Origin of the sequence: Enterobacter asburiae, assembly GCF_001521715.1 — a bacterium.
GTDB classification, from domain to species: domain Bacteria; phylum Pseudomonadota; class Gammaproteobacteria; order Enterobacterales; family Enterobacteriaceae; genus Enterobacter; species Enterobacter asburiae.
Map to the genome: position 1 here is coordinate 277730 of NZ_CP011863.1, position 23212 is coordinate 300941.

16 protein-coding genes and 1 pseudogene are annotated in these 23212 nt (G+C 62.1%); 11 read left to right on the forward strand and 6 right to left on the reverse strand.

What is annotated here, in order from left to right; genetic code table 11:
* Positions 1-74 precede the first annotated feature (74 nt).
* Positions 75-2108, forward strand: a complete 2034-nt coding sequence (gene betT / locus ACJ69_RS01330; protein ID WP_029741651.1) for a choline BCCT transporter BetT — start codon at positions 75-77, stop codon at positions 2106-2108.
* Between the two features lie 114 nt (positions 2109-2222).
* Here betT and entD read toward each other — a convergent pair whose 3' ends face one another.
* The gene (gene entD, locus ACJ69_RS01335) at positions 2223-2870 is read right to left on the reverse strand and encodes an enterobactin synthase subunit EntD (protein ID WP_054830165.1); all 648 of its coding nucleotides are present in this window, start codon (positions 2868-2870) and stop codon (positions 2223-2225) included.
* Between the two features lie 85 nt (positions 2871-2955).
* Positions 2956-5196 carry a TonB-dependent siderophore receptor gene (locus tag ACJ69_RS01340; RefSeq protein WP_029742144.1) on the reverse strand — a complete coding sequence of 747 codons (2241 nt, stop codon included), beginning with the start codon at positions 5194-5196 and terminating at the stop codon, positions 2956-2958.
* 146 nt (positions 5197-5342) lie between these two features.
* On the opposite strand from ACJ69_RS01340, the gene fes reads away from it, so the two are divergent.
* The 3 genes and pseudogenes from fes (at position 5343) to entF (ending at position 10615) form a co-directional block, all read left to right on the forward strand.
* Complete coding sequence (gene fes / locus ACJ69_RS01345) at positions 5343-6539, forward strand: enterochelin esterase (RefSeq protein ID WP_059346313.1); 1197 nt, start codon at positions 5343-5345, stop codon at positions 6537-6539.
* Between the two features lie 10 nt (positions 6540-6549).
* Entirely contained in the window at positions 6550-6762 is a 213-nt protein-coding gene (locus tag ACJ69_RS01350) for an MbtH family protein (RefSeq protein ID WP_032662857.1), read from the forward strand.
* A pseudogene (entF, locus tag ACJ69_RS01355) lies at positions 6759-10615 on the forward strand (enterobactin non-ribosomal peptide synthetase EntF). Before ACJ69_RS01350 ends, entF begins: the two are co-directional and overlap by 4 nt.
* A 77-nt stretch (positions 10616-10692) precedes the next feature.
* On the opposite strand, the gene fepC reads toward entF, so the two are convergent.
* From fepC to fepD, 3 genes are read right to left on the reverse strand one after another with little or no spacing between them, the layout of a single operon-like run.
* Positions 10693-11493, reverse strand: coding sequence for an iron-enterobactin ABC transporter ATP-binding protein (gene fepC, locus ACJ69_RS01360; RefSeq protein WP_059346314.1), 801 nt, complete (start codon positions 11491-11493; stop codon positions 10693-10695).
* On the reverse strand, positions 11490-12479 hold the full coding sequence (fepG, locus tag ACJ69_RS01365; protein ID WP_072196612.1) for an iron-enterobactin ABC transporter permease: 990 nt from the start codon (positions 12477-12479) through the stop codon (positions 11490-11492). The genes fepC and fepG overlap by 4 nt, the downstream gene beginning before the upstream one ends.
* On the reverse strand, positions 12479-13483 hold the full coding sequence (gene fepD / locus ACJ69_RS01370; protein ID WP_059346315.1) for a Fe(3+)-siderophore ABC transporter permease: 1005 nt from the start codon (positions 13481-13483) through the stop codon (positions 12479-12481). The genes fepG and fepD overlap by 1 nt, the downstream gene beginning before the upstream one ends.
* A 108-nt stretch (positions 13484-13591) precedes the next feature.
* Here fepD and entS point away from each other — a divergent pair, with 108 nt between their 5' ends.
* Positions 13592-14839: an enterobactin transporter EntS gene (gene entS, locus ACJ69_RS01375; protein ID WP_059346316.1), complete on the forward strand. Its 1248-nt coding sequence runs from the start codon at positions 13592-13594 to the stop codon at positions 14837-14839.
* 46 nt (positions 14840-14885) lie between these two features.
* Here the strand turns inward: entS and fepB are convergent, their stop codons facing one another.
* Positions 14886-15845, reverse strand: a complete 960-nt coding sequence (gene fepB / locus ACJ69_RS01380; protein WP_059346317.1) for a Fe2+-enterobactin ABC transporter substrate-binding protein — start codon at positions 15843-15845, stop codon at positions 14886-14888.
* A 188-nt stretch (positions 15846-16033) separates the two neighbouring features.
* On the opposite strand from fepB, the gene entC reads away from it, so the two are divergent.
* The 6 genes from entC to cstA all read left to right on the forward strand — a co-directional run bounded on the left by entC (position 16034) and on the right by cstA (position 23116).
* On the forward strand, positions 16034-17209 hold the full coding sequence (entC, locus tag ACJ69_RS01385; RefSeq protein ID WP_059346318.1) for an isochorismate synthase EntC: 1176 nt from the start codon (positions 16034-16036) through the stop codon (positions 17207-17209).
* A gap of 9 nt (positions 17210-17218) precedes the next feature.
* Positions 17219-18829, forward strand: coding sequence for a (2,3-dihydroxybenzoyl)adenylate synthase EntE (entE, locus tag ACJ69_RS01390; RefSeq protein WP_059346319.1), 1611 nt, complete (start codon positions 17219-17221; stop codon positions 18827-18829).
* Positions 18830-18839: 10 nt separating this feature from the next.
* The gene (locus tag ACJ69_RS01395) at positions 18840-19694 is read left to right on the forward strand and encodes an isochorismatase (RefSeq protein ID WP_054830386.1); all 855 of its coding nucleotides are present in this window, start codon (positions 18840-18842) and stop codon (positions 19692-19694) included.
* Positions 19691-20446 (forward strand): 2,3-dihydro-2,3-dihydroxybenzoate dehydrogenase EntA, encoded by a 756-nt coding sequence (entA, locus tag ACJ69_RS01400; protein WP_059346320.1) that lies wholly within the window; start codon positions 19691-19693, stop codon positions 20444-20446. Before ACJ69_RS01395 ends, entA begins: the two co-directional genes overlap by 4 nt.
* A 1-nt stretch (position 20447) precedes the next feature.
* Positions 20448-20861 carry a proofreading thioesterase EntH gene (entH, locus tag ACJ69_RS01405; RefSeq protein WP_023310710.1) on the forward strand — a complete coding sequence of 138 codons (414 nt, stop codon included), beginning with the start codon at positions 20448-20450 and terminating at the stop codon, positions 20859-20861.
* A gap of 149 nt (positions 20862-21010) precedes the next feature.
* Positions 21011-23116, forward strand: a complete 2106-nt coding sequence (gene cstA / locus ACJ69_RS01410; RefSeq protein WP_029740112.1) for a pyruvate/proton symporter CstA — start codon at positions 21011-21013, stop codon at positions 23114-23116.
* Positions 23117-23212: the final 96 nt, after the last annotated feature.

A 23212-nucleotide genomic window follows, 5' to 3' on the forward strand; every position in this document is an offset into this window, starting at 1 on the left:
ACGTTCAATATAAAATGTGTCTTAATTGTTGCGGATTTGGATTTTAATAGTTACAAAAACAGTGGGGATACTGGATGACAGACCTTTCACAAGACAGAGAAAAAGACAAAATCAACCCGGTCGTTTTTTATACGTCCGCCGGGCTGATTTTGTTGTTTTCCCTGACGACCATCTTCTTTCGTGATTTTTCTGCCGAGTGGATTGGGCGCACCCTGAACTGGGTGTCGAAGACCTTCGGCTGGTACTATCTGCTGGCCGCGACGCTCTATATCGTCTTCGTGGTCTGCATTGCCTGCTCGCGCTTCGGCTCGGTGAAGCTCGGGCCTGAGCAGTCCAAGCCCGAGTTCAGCCTGCTGAGCTGGGCCGCGATGCTGTTTGCCGCGGGCATCGGCATCGATCTGATGTTCTTCTCCGTGGCGGAACCGGTCACGCAGTATATGCAGCCGCCGGAAGGGGCGGGGCAGACGATGGAGGCCGCGCGCCAGGCGATGGTCTGGACGCTGTTCCACTACGGCCTGACGGGCTGGTCGATGTACGCCCTGATGGGCATGGCGCTCGGATACTTTAGCTATCGTTATAATTTGCCCCTCACCATCCGCTCCGCGCTGTATCCGATTTTCGGTAAAAAAATTAACGGCCCGATTGGCCACAGCGTCGATATCGCGGCGGTGATCGGCACCATCTTCGGTATTGCGACGACGCTCGGGATTGGCGTGGTGCAGCTCAACTACGGGCTGAGCGTGCTGTTTGATATCCCGGATTCGATGGCGGCCAAAGCGGCGCTGATTGCGCTCTCCGTCATTATCGCCACCATCTCGGTGACGTCGGGCGTGGATAAAGGCATCCGCGTGCTGTCCGAGCTGAACGTGGCGCTGGCGCTGGGCCTGATCCTGTTCGTGCTGTTTATGGGCGACACCTCGTTCCTGCTCAATGCCTTAGTGCTCAACGTAGGCGACTACGTCAACCGCTTTATGGGCATGACGCTGAACAGCTTCGCCTTCGACCGTCCGGTGGAGTGGATGAACAACTGGACGCTGTTCTTCTGGGCGTGGTGGGTGGCGTGGTCGCCGTTTGTCGGCCTGTTCCTGGCGCGTATTTCACGTGGCCGCACCATCCGCCAGTTTGTGATGGGCACGCTGATTATCCCGTTCACCTTTACCCTGCTGTGGCTGTCGATTTTCGGCAACAGCGCGCTGCATGAGATCATCCACGGCAATGCAACCTTCGCGCAGGAAGCGATGGCGCACCCGGAGCGCGGCTTCTACAGCCTGCTGGCGCAGTACCCGGCGTTCACCTTTAGCGCCTCCGTGGCGACTATCACCGGCCTGCTGTTCTACGTCACCTCGGCAGATTCCGGCGCGCTGGTGCTGGGCAACTTCACCTCGAAGCTGAAGGACATCAACAGCGACGCGCCGAACTGGCTGCGCATCTTCTGGTCCGTCGCCATCGGCCTGCTGACGCTCGGCATGCTGATGACCAACGGCATCTCGGCGCTGCAGAACACCACGGTGATCATGGGCCTGCCGTTCAGCTTCGTCATCTTCTTCGTGATGGCCGGGCTGTATAAATCGCTTAAGGTGGAAGACTACCGCCGCGTCAGCGCCAGCCGCGACACCGCGCCGCGTCCGATGGGCGCGCAGGACAGGCTGAGCTGGAAGAAACGCCTCTCGCGCCTGATGAACTACCCGGGCACGCGCTACACCAAACAGATGATGGAGACGGTCTGCTTCCCGGCAATGGAAGAGGTGGCGCAGGAGCTGAAGCTGCGCGGTGCGTACGTGGAGCTGAAAAATCTGCCGCCGGAGGAGGGCGAGACCCTGGGGCACCTGGACCTGCTGGTGCACATGGGCGACGAGCAGAACTTTGTCTATCAGATCTGGCCGCAGCAGTATTCGGTGCCCGGTTTTACCTACCGGGCGCGCAGCGGGAAATCGACCTACTACCGGCTTGAGACCTTCCTGCTGGAAGGGAGCCAGGGAAATGATTTAATGGACTACAGCAAGGAGCAGGTGATTACGGACATTCTGGACCAGTATGAACGGCACCTGAACTTTATCCATCTGCACAGGGAAGCGCCGGGGAATAGCGTGATGTTCCCGGATGTTTGAGATTTGAGCTGAATAACCTATAAAGGCATCGCCGTCGCCCTCAAGCCGGGTGGCGGCGATGCCTTACCCGGCCTACAAAACCGGTTTACCGCAGGCCTGATAAGCGCAGCGCCATCAGGCATTTAGCAGTGTCCACACGTTCCCGTTATCATGTTGCCAGACGAGGGTGAAGCGTTTACCCTCAGGATATTGTCCAGCCGGGCGCGAAAGCGCCAGCGTGATTGTTTTTTCCGTTACCTCTGTGACTCTCGCACACTCAAAACTCATGTAAATCTTCACCTGCGGGAAGAGGGCTTTAAACAAACTCTCTTTTGCGCTAAAAGCGAGCGTCAATGCCAGCGCAAAAGGGTAGCCCGAGTGCGTCAGGCACATCGCTTCCTGCGCATCAACGATGCCGTCCTGGATTTCGCGGGCTTCGTGGTCTGGAAGAATGGCTTCGCAATCAATACCTACGAGCGCATCTTGATGACGGACGACAACCGCCATCGCCTGCGTGCCGCTGTGGGTAATGCTGCCCGAAACCCCTTCCGCCCAGAGCGGTTCGCCGCTGGGGCCGATGCCTGGAACGATGCGATCGGGTAAGGCATGCGCGGTGGCGATGCGTCCGGCAAGATGCTCGGCCTTACGTTTGCGCCCGGCGTTTGAAAGCTCAGCGTGGTGAGGGAGCCAGAGGAGATCGGCGTCGGTGAAGGTGGTGGGATCGAAGGTGACGTGGTGGACGATGTGGCCGGCAAGAGAAAATGTGCTGTGGATGGTGTGCATGGTTTTCCTCTATCAGCAAATAGTGCGGCCTGATGCCCTCACCCCGGCCCTCTCCCACAGGGAGAGGGGGGAGTTACTGCCTGTATCAGAAACGCGTATTCACGCTCATGTACCAGGTGCGACCCGGTTCATTATACGTATACGCACCCGCACCGTACATATACGCACCTGTGGTTGCATTTCCGGTCGTCTGGGCATTACCCGCGCGCCACTGGCGCTTGTCGAAGACGTTGTCCACGCCGCCGGTCAGGCTGACGTTTTTGGTCATGTCCCACGTCGCGCTCAGGCCAACGATGCTGTACGGGCTGACTTCGTCTTTCTCAGACCCGGTCACAGGCTGACCTTTGTAGTTGTACTTCTTCGGCTGCTGCTTGCCGTACCAGGTAAAGGTCGACTGGAGCGACACGTCCTGATGAACCTGCCAGCTCAGGGTTGAGTTCAGCGTGTACTCCGGAATGATCGACAGACGGTCGCCGGTCTCCTTGTTCTTGCTCTGCAGCATGTAGGTGATGTTGTTGGTCCAGTTGATCGTGTCGCTGACCGGCACGTTCAGGGAGCCTTCCAGCCCTTCGACCACCGCCTTCGGCACGTTTTCCCACTGGTAAATATCGGTAGTGACTTTACCGGTGGACGTCTGGCCAATCGGCGCGTAGCCCGCTTCGATCTTGTTGCGATAGTCGTTGCGGAACCAGGTCACGCCCGCCAGCCAGCCGTCGCGTTTCCACTCCAGACCAATCTCTTTGTTGATGCTGGTTTCCGCTTTCAGGTCGTCGTTGCCCATCATGTAGCAGCCCACGCCGTCGGAGCTGGCGTAGCAGCCCTGGCCTTTGCTGTAGAGCAGGTAGTTCGGGTTGGTCTGGTACAGGCTCGGCGCTTTGTAGGCGCGCGCGATCCCCATCTTCAGCGTAAAGTCATCGCCCAGACCCTGCGACAGGTTGAGCGACGGGCTCCAGTTGTTGCCGACGATGGTGTGATGGTCGAAGCGCAGCGCCGGGGTAAGCATGGTGCTGTCGGTCAGCTCCATGTTGTTTTCCGCGAACAGGGAGAAAATCTCCGCCGAGGTGTACGGGCTTCGATCGTCGCTCATGCCCGGAATGGTGCCGCCCTGCTGGGTTTGCGTAAAGGAGGTCGAGTCCTTCATGCGCTGCTGGTTCCACTCGGTTCCCAGGGTCAGGTTCTGGTTGACGAGGAAATCAATCGGCAGGTTGATTTCACTGTGCAGCATTACGTCGGCCAGGTCGGTGTCGGTGAATTTATTGCTATTGAACAGGCCTTCCAGCCCGCCCGCCAGCCCTTCGCCCAGGCGGGAGTTGCGGGTGTGTTCGTACTGCGCCCAGCTGCTGGTGGTGATGCCGTTATCCCAGCCGCCGTTCCAGGTCACCGCGAAATTCTGACGATAAATACGGTTAGTTTCTTTACCGTAGTTTTTCTTCACCAGCGCGTTGTCGTTATTGGTGTTCTGCGTGTCGCCCGCGTAGAGGTTGTTCTGGCGGCTGTAGCCCGCTTCGAACTCCAGGGACTGCATGGGCGCGAAGTCCCAGCGCACCACGCCGTTGATGTCTTTGTTTTCCACGCCCTCGCGGCCAGCCGGCAGGGTGTTGGCGTAGGCACCGGTACGATCGGACTGGTGACCCTGGTTGATGTCCCACGCGTCGGCCTGGGTTTTATCGAGGTTACCGAACATGCGGAAGCTGAAGTCGCCGCCCAGTGGGCCGCTCAGGCTGAAGTTGGTGCGTTTGGTGGAACCTTCATCTTTATGTTCAGGCGCGTTCAGGTAGGTGTTCCAGGAGCCGTGCCACTGGTCGTCGAATTTTTTGGTGATGATGTTCACCACGCCGCCTGCCGCACCGTTGCCGTAGCGCGCGGCGGCCGGACCGCGGATCACTTCGATGCGCTCGATCATCTCCGGCGGCACCCAGCCGGTATCGCCGCGGGTGTCGCGCTCGCCGCGCCAGCCCAGACGAATAGAGTTGCGGCTGGTGACCGGCTTGCCGTCGATCAGGATCAGGGTGTTTTCCGGCCCCATGCCGCGAATGTCAATCTGACGGTTGTTCCCGCGCTGGCCGCTGGTGGAGTTTCCGGTCAGGTTAACGCCCGGCATGGTGCGGATGATTTCCGCCACGTCGCGCGCGGGCGGATTTTTGCGGATCTCGTCGGCGGTGATGGTCGATACGCCCGGCGCCTGTAAATTCTGCTCGGCGGCGGTGATCACCATCGTATCTTCGTGCTGCGCAGAGTCGGTTTTGTCGTCTGCCACAGCGGGCAGCGCGACACCATAAATCCCTAAATTGACCAGCAAGGCCAGAGAGTGAATCTTCTTATTCATTGTACGTCCCGCTTTTATGGTTATTTAATGAGCGCGCTTCCCACAGCGCGGGCATTACGCTATTGCAAATGCAAATAGTTATCAATAATATTATCAATAAAATTTGTCCTGAAACAAAAAAGTCTGTTAAACATGGGGTTATAAGGGTGACGACGTTAACAACCGGAAGTGAAGCGTGGTGGCAGTCGAAAAACGGACCTGAATGGGAACGTCTGAAGGAGAACTGTCGCGTCACCTTCTGGTGGCGTGATCCGGCAGGCACGCAGAAAACCTCATCGGTCAAACGCGTCTGGCTCTACGTTACCGGCGTGACCGATCACCATCAAAATGCCCGCCCGCAGTCCCTCGAACGCATCCCGGATACCGATGTCTGGCAGTGGCAGGGCGAGTTCAGCCCCGAGTGGCGCGGGAGCTACTGTTTTATCCCTTCTGTAAATGAAAACGATTTTGCCGATACCGTGTTTGAAGGCGAGCTGCCGGACCGTCTGGCGCTGCGCGAAGGCTGGCGCAAGCTGCTGCCGCACGCGGTTTCCGACCCGCTGAATCCGCAGAGCTGGCGCGGCGGGCGTGGTCATGCCGTCTCGGCGCTTGAGATGCCGGACGCGCCCGTTCAGCCCGGCTGGGATCGTCCCGATACGCCGTATCAGCCGCCGGTCTGCATTGAGTGGAACAGCGAGCGTCTGAACAACCGTCGGCGCGTGTGGATTTTTACCTCCGGGGATGACGGCCCCGAGCGCCCGCTGGCGGTGCTGCTCGACGGGCAGTTCTGGGCCGAAAGCATGCCCGTCTGGCCTGCGCTGGCGTCGCTCACCACCGAGTGCAAACTGCCCTCTGCGGTCTATGTATTGATCGATGCGATCGACATGGAACATCGCAGCCGCGAATTGCCCTGTAATCCCGATTTCTGGCTGGCGGTACAGGAAGAACTTCTCCCTCTTGTAAAACATCTCGCGCCCTTCAGCGACCGCGCCGATCGTACCGTGGTGGCGGGCCAGAGCTTTGGCGGCCTCTCTTCGCTTTATGCTGGCCTCAACTGGCCGCAGCGGTTTGGCTGCGTGCTGAGCCAGTCCGGCTCGTACTGGTGGCCGCACCGCGGTGGGCAGCAGGAAGGGCGCCTCATCGAACAGCTCAGAGCCGGTGAGCTGGCCGCGAGCGGGCTGCGTATCGTCCTTGAGGCCGGGCGCAACGAGCCGCTGATTTTCAATGCCAATCAGGCGATTTATGCCGAACTACACGCGCAGCAGGTTACCTGGCGTCAGGTTGACGGCGGACACGATGCGCTTTGCTGGCGCGGTGGGCTGACGCAGGGGCTGATGACCCTCTGGCAGCCGTTCATTCAATAACGGAGTCTGTATGGAATTCAGCAATCCTTTCGATAATCCGCAGGGACAGTTCGCCATTTTGCAAAACGACCAGGGGCAGTACAGCCTGTGGCCGCAGCAGTGCGAACTGCCGGCGGGGTGGCGCGTAGTGTGCGAAGCGCAGTCTCAGGAGGCGTGCCAGCAGTGGCTGGCCGGGCACTGGCGCACGCTTGAACCGTCCCATTTTGCGGAGGGGAGCGCATGAACCGTCTTCCTCTCGTCGCCGCCCAGCCGGGTATCTGGATGGCGGAACAGCTTTCTTCCCTGCCAAACGCCTGGAGCGTGGCGCACTACACCGAACTGAAAGGCGATATCGACGCGCCGCTGCTGGCAAAAGCCATCGCTGAGGGCATGACGCAGGCCGATACCCTGCGGATGCGTTTTGCCGAGGAGAACGGCGAGGTGTGGCAGTGGGTGGATGACACCTACGTTCTGCCGGAACCGTCCATCGTTCGCGTTACCTCTCACGACGCCGCCGTGGCGCTGATGGAGGCCGATCTCAACCAAAACCTGCGCGTCGACAGCGGTCAGCCGCTGGCGTTTCACCAGCTGATTCAGGTGGGAGAAAGCCACTGGTACTGGTATCAGCGCTATCACCATCTGGTGGTGGATGGCTTCAGCTTCCCGGCTATAACCCGCCAGATCGCCGCGATTTACGCCGCGTGGAAAAAGGGTGAACCGACGCCCGCATTCCCGTTTACGCCGTTTGCCGAGGTGGTGGACGAGTATCAGCGTTATCGCGACAGCGAGGCGTACGCACGCGACGGTGCGTTCTGGGCGGAGCAGCGCAGGCAGCTTCCTTCTCCGGTCTCGCTCTCTTCCGCGCCGCTGCCGGGACGCGCCGCTACTACCGATATCCTTCGCCTGAAAATTGCCGCCGACGGCCGTGCCTTCAGCCAGCTTGCACAGGCGGCAGGGCAGGCGCAGCGCACCGATCTGGCGCTTGCGCTGGTGGCGCTGTGGCTGGGCCGCCTCACCGGACGGCTGGACTACGCCGCCGGGTTTATCTTTATGCGCCGCATGGGCTCCGCCGCGCTGACCGCGACCGGGCCGGTGCTCAACGTCCTGCCGCTGGGGGTGAATATCAACCCGCAGGAGAGCCTGCCGGAGCTGGCGCTGCGCCTGGCCAATCAGCTGAAAAAAATGCGCCGCCATCAGCGCTACGACGCCGAGCAGATCGTGCGCGACAGCGGGCGTGCCGCAGGCGATGAAGCCCTGTTTGGCCCGGTGCTGAACGTCAAGGTGTTCGACTATCAGCTGGATATCGACGGCGTGGAGGCCATCACCCACACGCTGGCAACCGGCCCGGTGAACGACCTTGAGCTGGCGCTGTTCCCGGACGAGCAGGGCGGGCTGAGCATTGAGATCCTCGCCAATAAACAGCGTTACGACGAAGCGACGCTTTCCCGTCACGTCGCGCGTCTGAACGCGATGCTGATGCAGTTTGCGGCTAACCCGGACCTGCGCTGTGGCGACGTGGAAACCGTTTCAGAGCAGGAATATCAGCAGCTGGCGCGCATCAACGATACCGGGCTGGCGCTGCCGTCCACCACGCTGGCGGATCTGGTGGCGGAGCAGGCGAGCAAAACGCCGGACGCCCCCGCGCTGGCAGATGCAAACGTCGAATTGAACTATCGGCAGATGCGCGAGCAGGTGGTCGCGCTGGCAAACCTGCTGCGCGAGCGCGGCGTGGAGCCGGGCGACAGCGTGGCGGTGGCACTCCCGCGCTCGGTGTTCCTGACGCTGGCGCTGCACGGCATCGTCGAGGCCGGTGCCGCGTGGCTGCCGCTGGATACCGGCTACCCGGACGACCGCCTGCGGATGATGCTCGAAGACGCGAAGCCGTCCCTGCTCATTACCACCGACGAGCAGCTCCCGCGCTTTAGCGATCTGTCGATTACGGCGTTTAGTTACAACACACTTTTACCGGCTGCGGGTACTGAACCGCTGCGGCTGGCGACGCCGGAGCAGACGGCGTACATCATCTTTACCTCCGGTTCGACGGGCCGCCCGAAAGGGGTGATGGTCGGCCATACCGCCATCGTTAACCGCCTGAAGTGGATGCAGGACCATTACCCGCTGGACGCGACGGACGTGGTGGCGCAGAAAACGCCGTGCAGCTTTGACGTGTCGGTGTGGGAGTTCTGGTGGCCGTTTATCGCCGGGGCGAAGCTGGTGATGGCCGAGCCGGACGCGCACCGCGATCCGCAGGCGATGCAGAGCTTCTTCGCACGGTACGGCGTGACCACTACCCACTTCGTGCCGTCGATGCTGGCGGCCTTTGTCGCCTCGCTGACGCCGGAAAACGCGGCATGCTGCAAAACCCTAAAGCAGGTTTTCTGCAGCGGCGAAGCGCTGCCGACCGAGCTGTGCCGCGAGTGGGAACAGCTGACTCAGGCGCCGCTGCACAACCTCTATGGCCCAACCGAAGCGGCGGTAGACGTGAGCTGGTATCCGGCGTTTGGCCCCGAGCTGGCGGCGGTGGAAGGCAACAGCGTGCCGATTGGCTTCCCGGTGTGGAACACGGGGCTGCGCATTCTGGACGCGATGATGCGCCCGGTGCCGTTCGGCGTGGCGGGCGATCTGTATCTCACCGGCATTCAGCTGGCGCAGGGGTATCTGGGCCGTCCGGACCTCACCGCCAGCCGCTTTATTGCCGACCCTTTTGCCCCGGCGAGCGGATGTACCGCACCGGTGACGTTGCCCGCTGGCTGGACAACGGCGCGGTGGAATATCTCGGCCGCAGCGACGATCAGCTAAAAATTCGCGGCCAGCGCATCGAGCTTGGCGAGATCGACCGGGCGATGCTGTCGCTGCCGGACGTGGCCCAGGCCGTGGCGCACGCCTGCGTGTTCAACCAGGCGGCGGCAACCGGCGGCGATGCCCGCCAGCTGGTGGGGTATGTGGTTTCCGAATCCGGCTTACCGCTGGACCGCGACGCGCTGCTGGAATCGCTCAAAGCCCAGCTGCCGCCGCACATGGTGCCGGTGGTGCTGCTGCAAATTAGCGCGCTGCCGCTCAGCGCGAACGGCAAGCTCGACCGCAAGGCGCTGCCGCTGCCGGAGCTGACCAGCAAAACCTCCGGTCGCGCGCCGGAGACGGAAACCGAAGCCGCCGTCGCGCAGGCGTTTGCCGCGCTGCTGGGCTGCGAGGTCAACGACATTGAGGCCGACTTCTTTGCCCTCGGCGGACACTCGCTGCTGGCGATGCGCCTGGCGGCACAGCTTAGCCGCGCGTTCGAGCGCAGGGTTACGCCGGGGCAGATTATGGTCGCCTCCACTGTGAGTAAGCTCAGCGCGCTGCTGGACTCGCAGATGAGCGACGAGCAGGCGCAGAGGCTGGGGTATGAAACACTTCTTCCGCTGCGCGAAAGCGACGGCCCTACGCTGTTCTGTTTCCATCCGGCGTCCGGCTTTGCCTGGCAGTTTAGCGTCCTGGCGCGCTATCTCAGCCCGCGCTGGTCCATCGTCGGCATTCAGTCGCCGCGCCCGGACGGGCCGATGCAGCAGCGTGCGGATCTGGATGGAGTGATTGAGCATCATCTGGCTACGCTGCGTCAGCAGCAGCCGCAGGGGCCGTATTATCTGTTCGGCTATTCCCTCGGCGGTACGCTGGCACAGGGCATTGCCGCCCGTCTGCGCGAGCTGAATGAAGAGGTGGCCTTCCTCGGCCTGCTGGACACCTGGCCGCCGGAAACCCAGAGCTGGGCGGAGAAAGAGGCCAACGGCCTCGACCCGGAGGTGCTGGCGGAAATCGAGCGCGAGCGTCAGGCGTTTATCGCCGCCCAGCAGGGTCAGGGCTCCAGCGAGCTGTTTAACGCTATCGAGGGCAACTACGCCGACGCGGTGAGGCTGCTCACCACGGCGCGCAGCGCGCGCTTTGACGGCAAAGCGACGCTGTTTGTCGCCGAGCGCACGCGAACGATGGATCCGCAGGTCGCCTGGGCGCCGTGGGTGGCGGAGCTTGAGGTGTACAGCCAGGACTGCGCCCACGTGGATATCATTTCACCGCAGGCGTTTGAGAAGATAGGGCCGGTGTTGAGGGAGATATTGGGGTAACGTCAAAAGCGCCTCTCCCACAGGGCGAGGGGAGGGGGTGCTCCCTCTCCCTGTGGGAGAGGGCCGGGGTGAGGGCATCAGCCCGCACGCTTCCCCAGCGGCACCACCAGCGGCGTACCCGCCACCGGATCGTCAATAATCATGCAGCGCATGCCGTAGATCCGCTCGATCAGCTCCGGCGTCACAATCTCCTTCGGCGCACCCTGCGCCACGATCTCACCGTCGCGAAGCGCAATCAGATGCGTCGCATAGCGGCACGCCTGGTTTAAGTCGTGCAGCACCGCCGCCAGGGTATACCCCTGAGTGCGGTTCAGCTCGCTCAGCAGCTCCAGCAGGTCAATCTGATGGCTGATGTCGAGCCAGGTTGTCGGCTCGTCCAGCAGCATGATCGACGTTTCCTGTGCCAGCACCATCGCGATCCACGCCCGCTGACGCTGCCCGCCGGAGAGGGTGTCCACGCTCTGCTGGGCAAGATCGGTGATGCCCGTCGCCAGCATCGCGCGGTTCACCGCCTCGTCATCCTCTTTACGCCAGCGGGTAAACAGCGGCTGATGCGGGTAGCGCCCGCGCGAGACCAGCTCCTGCACCGTGATGTCTCCCGGCGTGGTGGCGTTTTGCGCCAGCAGACCGATGCGTCTGGCCACCTCTTTGCTGGCGAAGCGCTGGATCTGCTCCCCGTCGAGGAACACGCTGCCTTCAGCCGGCGTCATCAGGCGGCTCAGGGTGCGCAGCAGGGTCGATTTGCCGCAGCCGTTCGGGCCGATAATCGCGGTGAAATGGCCGTCCGGAATGGCGACGGATAAGTCACGGGCAATGATTTTTTTGCCGTAGCAGAGGGTTAAGTTTTCGCCGCGCAAGCGGGGGGTTGAATCAGTCATTTCCTGCGTGACTCCTGAACGAGCAAGACGATGAGGTAAATCCCGCCGAGGCTGACGGTCACCACGCCCACCGGCAGTTGATAAGGCATAAACAGCCGCTGGGCGCAGAGATCGGCGGCCAGTAGCAGGAGCGCGCCGCACAGCGCCGCCTGAGTTAATCCCCAGCGCGCCGTGCCGCTAAGTCGCCGGGCGATGTGCGGTGCCACGAGGGCGATAAACGAGATTGGCCCGGCAATCGCGGTGGAGGCGGCGGTCAGCAGTACGGCGACCAGCATCAGCATCAGGCGCGAGCGCTCGACGCCCACGCCCAGCGCGCAGGCGCTGTCGTCGCCCATCTCCAGCAGACGCATGCGCCGCACCAGCAGCAGCGCGCCGATAAACATCAGCAAAATCAGCGGCGCGGCGGGCCAGGTTTTGCCCCACGTCAGGCCGTTGAGCGATCCGGCGTACCACAGCCCGGCGGAGAGCGCGGTTTCCAGCGAGGCCTGCAGTAAAAGCCAGGTGTTAAAGGCCATCAGCATGGCGCGGATGCCGATCCCGATGATGATCAGGCGAAAGGTGTCGATACCGTTGCGCCAGGCCAGCGCCCAGATCAGTAATGACGTCAGAATGCCGCCCGCCATCGCCGTAAAGGTAATGGCCGTCAGGTGCTGACCAAATAGCACCATCGCCACCAGCACGCCGCTCCAGGCCCCGGTGTTAAGGCCCATCACGTCCGGGCTGCCGAGCGGGTTGCGCATCAGCGACTGGAATATCGCACCGCTCACGCCGAGCGCCGCGCCGACCAGAATCGCCATCGCCACGCGCGGCAGTCGCCACTCCGTCACCACCATGGTGATGTTGCGCGGCGCGCTGCCGAGCAGGGCGTTGAATACCTGAGTAAAGTCGAGCGTCACCGCGCCGCTGCGCAGGCTCCAGACAGCCAGCAGCAGAATGACGATAGTCAGCAGGCATACGCTGGTGAGTAAACGACGGGACGGGGCCATCATGCGTCACCTCCGCGTTTACGGCGTACCAGGAAAATCAGCACCGGCGCGCCGATAAAGGCGCTGACCACCGAGACGCGCAGCTCGCCGGGCACCAGCAGGCGGCCCAGCACGTCGGCAAACAGCAGCAGGGCAGGGGTCGCCAGCAGGGTCACCGGCAGCGACCAGCGGTGATCCGCCCCCACCAGCCAGCGCGCCATGTGCGGCATCATCAGGCCGATAAAGGCGATCGGACCGACCACGGCGGTCGCGCTGCCGCACAGAATCGTGATGGCCAGAAGTCCAGTCAGCTGCGTGCGCGCCACGCGGTTGCCGAGGGCGGTCGCGGTGTCGCTGCCGAGGCTCAGGCTGTTGAGCGACCGGCTTAAAAACAGCGCCACGGCGGCGGCGATAATGACCGGGATCGCCACCACTTTTAGGGTTTCGAGGGTGCGGATATCCAGCGAGCCGGCCTGCCAGAAGCGCAGCTGGTCGTAGACGTCCGGGTTGAGCAGGGCGATGCCGTTGGACAAGCCCTCCAGCACCGCCGCGAGCGCCACGCCCGCAAGCGTCAGGCGTACCGGGCTCAGCTGCCCGCCGCCCTGGCTGCCGGTAAAGGCGACCACCAGCGAGGCGGCCAGCGCGCCGCAGAAGGCCATCACCAGCTGTTCGGAGGGCGAGGTCAACCCGAACAGCGCCGCGCCGAGCACGATGGCAAAGCTGGCGCCGGAGTTAACGCCGAGAATACCGGGATCCGCCAGCGGGTTACGGGTAAGGGTTTGCATCAGGGCACCGGCAAGGCCGAGCGCGCCACCGGACAGCAGTCCGGCAAGCGTGCGGGGCAGTCGGGCGTCGAGCACGATGACGCAGTCGGCGCTCTGGCAGGTGCCGGAGAGCGCATCAACGATAACGGACGCGGGCAGCGGCTTCGCGCCGACCAGCAGGCTGAGTGCAGTCGCAAGGATCAACAGCAGCAATAAAACGGGCACGGCAACGGCGCGCACCGCGGAAGAGGAAAACGACATAGCAACATCCATGATTTGATAATGATAGTGATTATCGTTATCTATCTTATTTGGCTATGTTAGCATGTGCGCCCATGGAATGGGTAGAAATAGACTCAAGGCTTTGTCATGAATCAAAAATCCTGGCTGCTCAACCTCAGCCTGCTGAAAACGCACCCGGCGTATCGCGCCGTTTTTATCGCTCGCTTTATCTCCATTTTGTCCCTCGGGCTGCTCGGCGTGGCCGTGCCGGTCCAGATCCAGACCATGACGCACTCCAGCTGGCTGGTGGGGTTATCCGTCACCTTAACCGGCGGGGCGATGTTCATCGGCCTGATGGTCGGCGGCGTGCTGGCGGACCGCTACGAGCGTAAAAAGCTGATCCTGCTGGCGCGCGGCACCTGCGGCGTGGGCTTTATTGGGCTGTGTCTGAACGCGATGCTGCCGGAGCCGTCGCTGCTCGCGATTTATGCCCTGGGGCTGTGGGACGGTTTCTTCGCCTCGCTGGGCGTGACGGCGCTGCTGGCGGCGACGCCCGCGCTGGTCGGGCGCGAGAACCTGATGCAGGCGGGGGCGATCACCATGCTCACCGTGCGTCTGGGCTCGGTGATTTCGCCGATGGTGGGCGGCCTGCTGCTGGCGACCGGCAACGTGGCCTGGAACTACGGGCTTGCGGCGGCGGGAACCTTTATCACCACGCTGACGCTGCTGCGCCTGCCGCTGCTGCCGCCTCCGCCGCAGCCGCGCGAGCATCCGCTGAAATCGCTGATGGCCGCGATTCGTTTCCTGTTCAGCAACCCGCTGATTGGCGGGATTGCGCTGCTCGGCGGCCTGCTGACCATGGCGAGCGCCGTGCGCGTGCTCTACCCGGCATTAGCGGGAGAGTGGCAGATGAGCGCCTCGGAGATTGGCATTCTCTACGCCGCCATTCCGCTCGGCGCGGCGTGCGGGGCGCTGACCAGCGGCAACCTGGCGCAGAGCGCGCGTCCGGGGTTGATTATGCTGCTTGCCACGCTGGCCTCGTTTATCGCCATTGGGTTCTTCAGCCTGATGCCGGTGTGGGCGCTGGGCGCGTTGTGCCTGGTGATTTTCGGCTGGCTGAGCGCCATCAGTTCGCTGCTGCAGTACACCCTGATCCAGACCCAGACGCCGGAAGGGATGCTCGGGCGCATTAACGGCCTGTGGACGGCGCAGAACGTCACGGGGGATGCGATTGGTGCGGCGATCCTCGGCGGGCTGGGGGCGATGATGACTCCGGTGGCCTCGGCGAGCTGCGGCGGGTTTGTACTGGCAATTATTGGCGTGATTTTGTTAGTGGCGCTGGTGGAATTGCGGCGGTTCAGGCAGGAGAGTGTGTTGAACGACGGTGCGGCCTGATGCCCTCACCCCGACCCTCTCCCACAGGGAGAGGGAGGGAAAATGCCTACTTAAACAACGCATTCAATCTGTTTAATACTAACATTGCGCTGTAATAATCCAGGCGGAACGTCTCCGTTCCCAATGCCCAGACCCGTTTGTTTTTCACCGACGGCAGATGCGCCAGCAGCGGGTTGGCGTAAATCGCATCCACGTCTTTCTGGTCGCCGGCAAACACAAACAGCCCTTCGCCGTTTAGCCCCGTCGACAGGTTTTCACCGCCCAGCTGAATAATGTCGTGGCGTTTGCCCTGGCTTTTAGAGGTCTGCAGCCCGGCGGGCAGATCGGCCAGCGTAAAGCCCAGCTGGTGCAGCAGCTGGCCCTGCGCGGATTCCGCGGTCCACAGGTTGGCGCTGTGCGCGGCGGCGGTGTAGACGATGGCGTTCACCGGCTGCGGCGGCAGCTTCATCTGCTGTTTCACCTGCGCGAGCTGTTTATCAAACGCGGTAATGCGCTCTGCGGCCTGTTTTTCCTGCCCGGTTATTGTGCCCAGCTGCGTCAGCAGTTCCTGCCAGCTCCTGTCGTCGTAGTTGATGATAAGCGTTGGGGCGATGGCGGAGAGCTGATCGTACAGCGCCAGCGCGGAATCCCCGCCGGTAGCGCCGATCAAAATCAGATCCGGCATTTGCGCGGCGACCGCTTCGGCGCTCGGCTCGCCGATGTACAGCCGCGCAACCTTGCGCTGTTTCGCAATATCACCCCACTGGCGCAAAAAGCCCTGCGCATCCGCCACGCGGTTGTTCGGCGTGGTGGCGCCGCTGGCGACGACCGGTGCGTCAATCGCCAGCAGGGAGCCGGTTAAGGTCACGCTGGTGGAGACAATGCGCGTCGGTTTGCTCTCAAGCGTGTGAACGCCTCGGCTGTCGGTCACCTGACGCGGCCAGTCAGCGGCAGCGGATGAGGCAAGTCCTAAAACAAAAAGTCCAGATAAAAGCAGGGTATTACGGAATAGGGCAAGGAATCTCACAGCGCGACATCCTGTTTTTGTTGAAGATAATGCTTCTCATTTTCATGTTTGCCGCGAAGGGATGCAAGCTTTTGTCGCATAAGTTATTTGTCCGACGGTTGACAGCGAAGCGATGTGGGATTAGGTTAGCCGACGAAAATATAAATGATAATCATTATTGCTTCTTTTATCATTTTGAGGAGGATGATATGGACACGTCCCTGGCTGAGGAAGTTCAGCACACCGCGACCACGCTGCAATCAGACAGCTTTTTCTTTATGTCGCCTTACCGCAGTTTTACTACCTCAGGCTGTTTTGCCCGCTTCTCTGAACCCGCCGTCGGCGGCGACGATCCGGCGGGGCACTTCCAGCAAAAATTAGCCCAGGCTTTCCAGAATGCGAAAGCTAACGGTATCGCTCATCCGGTGATGGTAGGGGCTATTCCGTTCGATACCCGCAAGCCATCTTCTCTGTTTATTCCGCAGCGCTGGCAGACCTTTTCCCGCCCGTCACGTCAGCAGTCCGCACGCTATTTTTCCGGTTCGCAGGCGCTGAAGGTGGAACAACGCACCGAGATCCCGCCGCAGCCCGTGTTCGAAGAGATGGTCGCTCGCGCCGCGTCGCTTACCGCCACGCCGCAGGTAAACAAGGTGGTGCTGTCGCGCCTGATTGATATCGCGACCGACAAAAACATGGACAGCGGCGCGCTGATGGAGCGGCTGATCGCCCAGAACCCGGCGAGCTTTAATTTCCACGTGCCGCTGGAAGACGGCGGCGTGCTGCTCGGCGCCAGCCCCGAACTGCTGCTGCGCAAAGAGGGCGCGCACTTTAGCTCGCTGCCGCTGGCAGGCTCGGCGCGTCGTCAGCCGGACGACGTATTGGATCGCGAAGCGGGCAATAAGCTGCTGGCCTCCGAAAAGGACCGTCACGAGCACGACCTGGTGACTCAGGCAATGAAGGCCATTCTGGCACCGCGCAGCCACCACCTGAGCATGCCGTCTTCGCCGCAGCTCATCACCACGCCGACGCTGTGGCATCTGGCGACGCCGGTTGAAGGTGACGCGCGTGAAAATGAAAACGCCCTGACGCTGGCCTGCCTGCTGCACCCGACCCCGGCGCTGAGCGGCTTCCCACATGAGGCGGCGAAAGAGCTGATCGCCGAGCTGGAGCCGTTCGACCGCGAGCTGTTCGGCGGCATCGTCGGCTGGTGCGACAGCGAGGGCAACGGCGAGTGGGTGGTGACCATCCGCTGCGCGCGTCTGCAAAAAAATACCGTTCGCCTGTTTGCCGGCGCGGGCATTGTGCCTGCCTCTTCGCCGGTGGGCGAGTGGCGCGAAACGGGCGTGAAGCTCTCCACCATGCTCAACGTGTTTGGTTTGCACTAAGGAAGACTCATGACCATCCCTTTTACCCGCTGGCCTGAGGAATTCGCCCGCCGCTACCGCGAAAAAGGCTACTGGCAGGATCTGCCGCTGACCCACATCCTGACGGATCGCGCGGACAGCGATGCCGTGGCGATTATCGACGACGAGCGGCACATCACCTACCGCGCGTTTAATCAGGCGGTGAACAACCTGGCGTCTGCCCTTAAGGCACGCGGGCTGCAGCGCGGCGAGACGGCGCTGGTGCAGCTCGGCAACGTGGCCGAGTTCTACATCACCTTCTTCGCGCTGCTGCAAATCGGCGTCGCGCCGGTGAACGCGCTCTTTAGCCATCAGCGCAGCGAGCTGAACGCCTACGCGGAGCAGATCAAACCCGCCGTGCTGATTGCCGATCGCGACCACGCGCTGTTTGCGGGCGATGATTTTCTTAACACCTTTGTGGATGCGCACCGCTCGGTTCGCGTCGTGCTGCTGCGCGGCGATAGGGACGAACACGCCCTGGAAGCGGCGATTGCGCGTCCGGCGGACAACTTCATCCCGAACCCGACGCCCGCCGACGAAGTGGCGTTTTTCCAGCTTTCCGGCGGCAGCACCGGCACGCCGAAGCTGATCCCGCGCACGCACAACGATTATGACTACAGCATTCGCCGCAGCAACGAGATCTGCGGCATCACCGCCGAAACGCGCTACCTGAACGCGCTGCCCGCGGCGCATAACTACGCCATGAGCTCGCCGGGATCGTTAGGCGTCTTCACCGCGGGCGGGTGCGTAGTGCTGGCGAACGATCCAAGCGCCACGCTCTGCTTCCCGCTGATTGAACGGCATCAGATTAACGTCACCTCGCTGGTTCCTCCGGCGGTGAGCCTCTGGCTGCAGGCGATTGCCGACGGCGCGGGGAACGCGCAGCTTAAATCCCTCAGGCTGCTGCAGGTGGGGGGCGCACGCCTCTCCGCCACGCTTGCGGCGCGCATTCCGGCGGAAATCGGCTGCCAGCTTCAGCAGGTGTTCGGCATGGCGGAAGGGCTGGTGAACTACACCGCGCTCGACGACTTGCCGGAGCGCATCATCAACACTCAGGGCCGCCCGATGTGCCCGGACGACGAAGTGTGGGTGGCGGACGAGCACGGCAACCCGCTGCCGCGCGGCGAAGTCGGGCGTCTGATGACGCGCGGGCCGTATACCTTCCGCGGCTATTTCAACAGCCCGGAACACAACGCCAGCGCTTTTGACGCCGACGGCTTTTACTGTTCCGGCGATCTGATCGCCATCGACGAGCAGGGCTACATCACCGTGCAGGGGCGAGAGAAAGATCAGATCAACCGCGGCGGCGAGAAGATTGCCGCCGAAGAGATTGAAAACCTGCTGCTGCGCCACGAGGCGGTGATCCACGCCGCGCTGGTGAGCATGGAGGACAGCCTGCTGGGCGAAAAAAGCTGCGCGTATCTGGTGGTGAAACAGCCTCTGCGCGCGGTTGAAGTGCGCCGCTTCCTGCGCGAGCAGGGCGTTGCCGAATTCAAGCTGCCGGACCGCGTGGAGAGCGTGGATGTGCTCCCGCTGACGCCGGTCGGTAAAGTCGATAAGAAACAGTTGCGCCTGTGGCTTGCTGAACGCGCCCGGGGCTGAGGAACAGAGTATGGCCATTCCAAAATTAACCGCTTACGCGCTGCCGACCGCCGCAGAGCTGCCGACCAGTAAAGTGAACTGGGCGTTTGAGCCGGAGCGCGCGGCGCTGTTGATCCACGATATGCAGGAGTATTTCCTGAACTTCTGGGGCGAAAACAGCGCGATGATGCAGCAGGTGGTGGCGAATATTGCCAGACTGCGCGCTTACTGCAAAGCGCACAATATTCCCGTCTACTACACCGCCCAGCCGAAAGAGCAGAGCGACGAAGACCGCGCCCTGCTGAACGACATGTGGGGGCCGGGCCTGACCCGCTCGCCGGAGCAGCAGCGTATCGTCGCTGAACTGACCCCGGACGAAGCGGACACGGTGCTGGTAAAGTGGCGCTACAGCGCGTTTCACCGCTCGCCGCTGGAGCAGATGCTGAAAGAAACGGGCCGCAACCAGCTGCTGATTACCGGCGTGTACGCCCACATCGGCTGCATGACCACCGCCACCGATGCCTTTATGCGCGACATTAAGCCGTTCTTTATTGCCGACGCGCTGGCGGATTTCACCCGCGACGAGCACCTGATGTCGCTGAACTACGTGGCCGGACGCTCGGGCCGCGTGGTAATGACCGACGAGCTGCTGCCGTTCGTTCCGGCGACCAAAGCCGCGCTGCGTGAGCTGATCCTGCCGCTGCTGGACGAGTCCGACGAGCCGATGGATGACGAAAACCTGATCGACTACGGCCTGGACTCGGTGCGCATGATGGCGCTGGCCGCCCGCTGGCGCAAAGTCCACGGCGATATCGACTTCGTGATGCTGGCAAAAAATCCCACAATCGACGCCTGGTGGGCGCTGCTTTCCCGCGAGGTGAAGTGATGGCTCTGGATTTCACCGGTAAAACCGTCTGGGTAACGGGCGCGGGTAAGGGGATTGGCTACGCGACGGCGCTGGCGTTTGTGGAGGCGGGCGCGCAGGTGACCGGCTTCGATCTGGCGTTTCCGCTGGGTGATTATCCGTTCGCCACTGAAACCCTGGACGTGGCGAACGCCGCGCAGGTGCATGAAGTGTGCGGGCGCGCGCTGGCGTCGCTTGAACGGCTGGACGTGCTGGTCAACGCGGCGGGCGTTCTGCGCATGGGGGCGACGGACCAGCTTTCGCAGGAGGACTGGCAGCAGACCTTCGCGGTCAACGTCGGCGGCGCGTTCAACTTGCTCCAGCAGACGATGGGCCTGTTCCGCCGTCAGCAGGGCGGGGCGATAGTCACCGTGGCGTCCGACGCGGCGCACACGCCGCGCATCGGCATGAGCGCCTACGGTGCGTCGAAGGCGGCGCTGAAAAGCCTGGCCCTGACCGTCGGGCTGGAGCTGGCGGGCAGCGGCGTGCGCTGTAACCTGGTGTCGCCGGGCTCAACGGATACCGATATGCAGCGCATCCTGTGGAAAAGCGACGACGCGGAGCAACAGCGTATTCGCGGCTTTGGCGAGCAGTTTAAGCTCGGCATTCCGCTGGGCAAAATCGCTCGTCCGCAGGAGATAGCCAGCACGGTGCTGTTCCTTGCATCCGATGCCGCCAGCCATATCACCCTGCAGGATATCGTGGTGGACGGCGGCTCCACGCTGGGGGCGTAAGATGATCTGGAAACGTCATTTACCGCTCGAGGAGCTGAACGCGACCAGCCTGAATACGCTGGTAGCGCATCTCGGTATCGTCTATACCCGCCTCGGCGACGACACGCTGGAAGCGGAGATGCCGGTGGATGCGCGCACCCATCAGCCGTTTGGCCTGCTGCACGGCGGCGCTTCGGCGGCGCTGGCGGAAACGCTGGGATCGATGGCCGGTTTTCTGATGACCCGCGACGGGCAGAGCGTGGTGGGGACGGAGCTTAACGCCACGCACCATCGTGCGGTCTCTCACGGCAAAGTGCGCGGGGTATGCCAGCCGCTGCATCTGGGGCGTTCGAGCCAGAGCTGGGAGATTGTGGTATTCGACGAGCAGGGGCGGCGGTGCTGCACCTGTCGGTTGAGCACGATGGTGTTGGGCTAAGCCAGGCAGATCAAAGTGATCGGCTTAACACTGTGGTGTAAATCTCTGGTTCGACCACGCATTATTGCGTTTCAAAGTTGTTAAATTTTTCCGGTTGTTCTAGAAACAAAATGTAACATCTCACTGTTTCACAACAACGGACAACAACTATGAACAACTCAGGGAAATACCTTATATGGGCAGGGCTCTCCGTTGTGGGAGCCTTTGCCCTGGGCTATATCGCCCTCAACCGGGGGGAACAGATCAATGCGCTCTGGATCGTCGTCGCCTCCGTCTGCATTTATCTGATCGCGTACCGTTTTTATGGCCGCTATATCGCGAAGAACGTTCTGGGCGTTGACGCTACGCGCATGACGCCTGCCGTCCGCCATAACGACGGGCTGGACTACGTGCCGACCGACAAAAAAGTGCTGTTCGGTCACCATTTTGCGGCGATTGCCGGAGCGGGGCCGCTGGTAGGGCCGGTGCTGGCGGCGCAGATGGGCTACCTGCCGGGGATGATCTGGATCCTCGCGGGCGTGGTGCTGGCGGGCGCGGTGCAGGACTTTATGGTGCTGTTCGTCTCGACCCGCCGCGACGGGCGTTCGCTGGGTGAGCTGGTGAAAGAGGAGATGGGGGCAACCGCTGGGGTGATTGCGCTGGTGGCGACCTTTATGATCATGGTGATCATCCTCGCGGTGCTGGCGATGATCGTGGTGAAAGCGCTGACCCACAGCCCGTGGGGGACCTATACCGTTGCCTTCACCATTCCGCTGGCGCTGTTTATGGGGATTTATATTCGCTACCTGCGCCCCGGCCGCATTGGTGAGGTGTCGGTAATTGGCCTGGTGTTCCTGGTGTTCGCCATTATCTCCGGCGGCTGGGTGGCGGAAAGCCCGACCTGGGCGCCGTTCTTCGACTTTACCGGCGTCCAGCTGACCTGGATGCTGGTGGGCTACGGCTTTGTGGCGGCGGTGCTGCCGGTATGGCTGCTGCTGGCTCCGCGTGACTATCTCTCTACGTTCCTGAAAATCGGCACCATCGTCGGGCTGGCGATCGGCATTCTGATTATGCGCCCGACCCTGACCATGCCTGCGTTAACCAAATTCATCGACGGTACCGGCCCGGTCTGGACCGGTAACCTGTTCCCGTTCCTGTTTATCACCATCGCCTGCGGCGCGGTGTCCGGCTTCCACGCGCTGATCGCTTCCGGAACCACGCCGAAGATGCTGGCGAATGAAAATCAGGCCTGCCTGATCGGCTACGGCGGCATGCTGATGGAATCCTTTGTCGCCATCATGGCGCTGGTCTCTGCCTGCATCATCGACCCGGGCGTGTATTTCGCGATGAACAGCCCGATGGCGGTACTGGCACCGGCTGGCACCGTTGACGTGGTGGCGTCCGCCGCGCAGGTGGTGAGCGGTTGGGGCTTTGCAATTACCCCTGATACGTTGACGAGCATCGCCAGTGAAGTGGGCGAGCAGTCGATTATCTCCCGTGCGGGCGGGGCGCCGACGCTGGCGGTCGGCATGGCGTATATTCTTCACGGCGCGCTGGGCGGGCTGATGGACGTGTCGTTCTGGTATCACTTCGCCATCCTGTTCGAGGCGCTGTTTATCCTGACGGCGGTGGATGCGGGAACCCGTGCGGCGCGCTTTATGCTGCAGGACCTGCTTGGCGTGATCTCTCCGAACCTGAAGCGTACCGATTCGCTCCCGGCGAACCTGCTGGCAACGGCGCTGTGCGTGCTGGCGTGGGGCTACTTCCTGCATCAGGGCGTGGTCGATCCGCTGGGCGGAATTAACACCCTGTGGCCGCTGTTTGGTATCGCCAACCAGATGCTGGCAGGTATGGCGCTGATGCTCTGCGCGGTGGTGCTGTTCAAGATGAAGCGCCAGCGTTACGCGTGGGTTGCACTGGTGCCAACCGCGTGGCTGCTGATCTGTACCCTGACGGCGGGCTGGCAGAAGGCCTTCAGCCCGGACAACAAGGTGGGCTTCCTGGCGATTGCCAACAAGTTCCAGGCGATGATCGACAGCGGTAAGATCCCGGCGCAGTACACGGAGTCCCAGCTGTCTCAGCTGGTGTTTAACAACCGTCTGGACGCCGGGCTGACTATCTTCTTTATGGTGGTGGTCGTGGTGCTGGCGTTGTATTCTCTCAAGACCGCGCTGGCTGCGTTGAAAAACGATAAGCCAACGGCGAAAGAGACGCCGTACGAGCCGATGCCTGAAAACCTGGAAGAGATTGTGACCCAGGCGAAAGGGGCGCACTAACCTGTGTGCCGGGTGGCGGCTTCGCCTTACCCGGCACACATTTCTTCTCCGGCCTTTCCCTTCGGGAGAGAGCCGGAAACAAACGAGAAACTGATT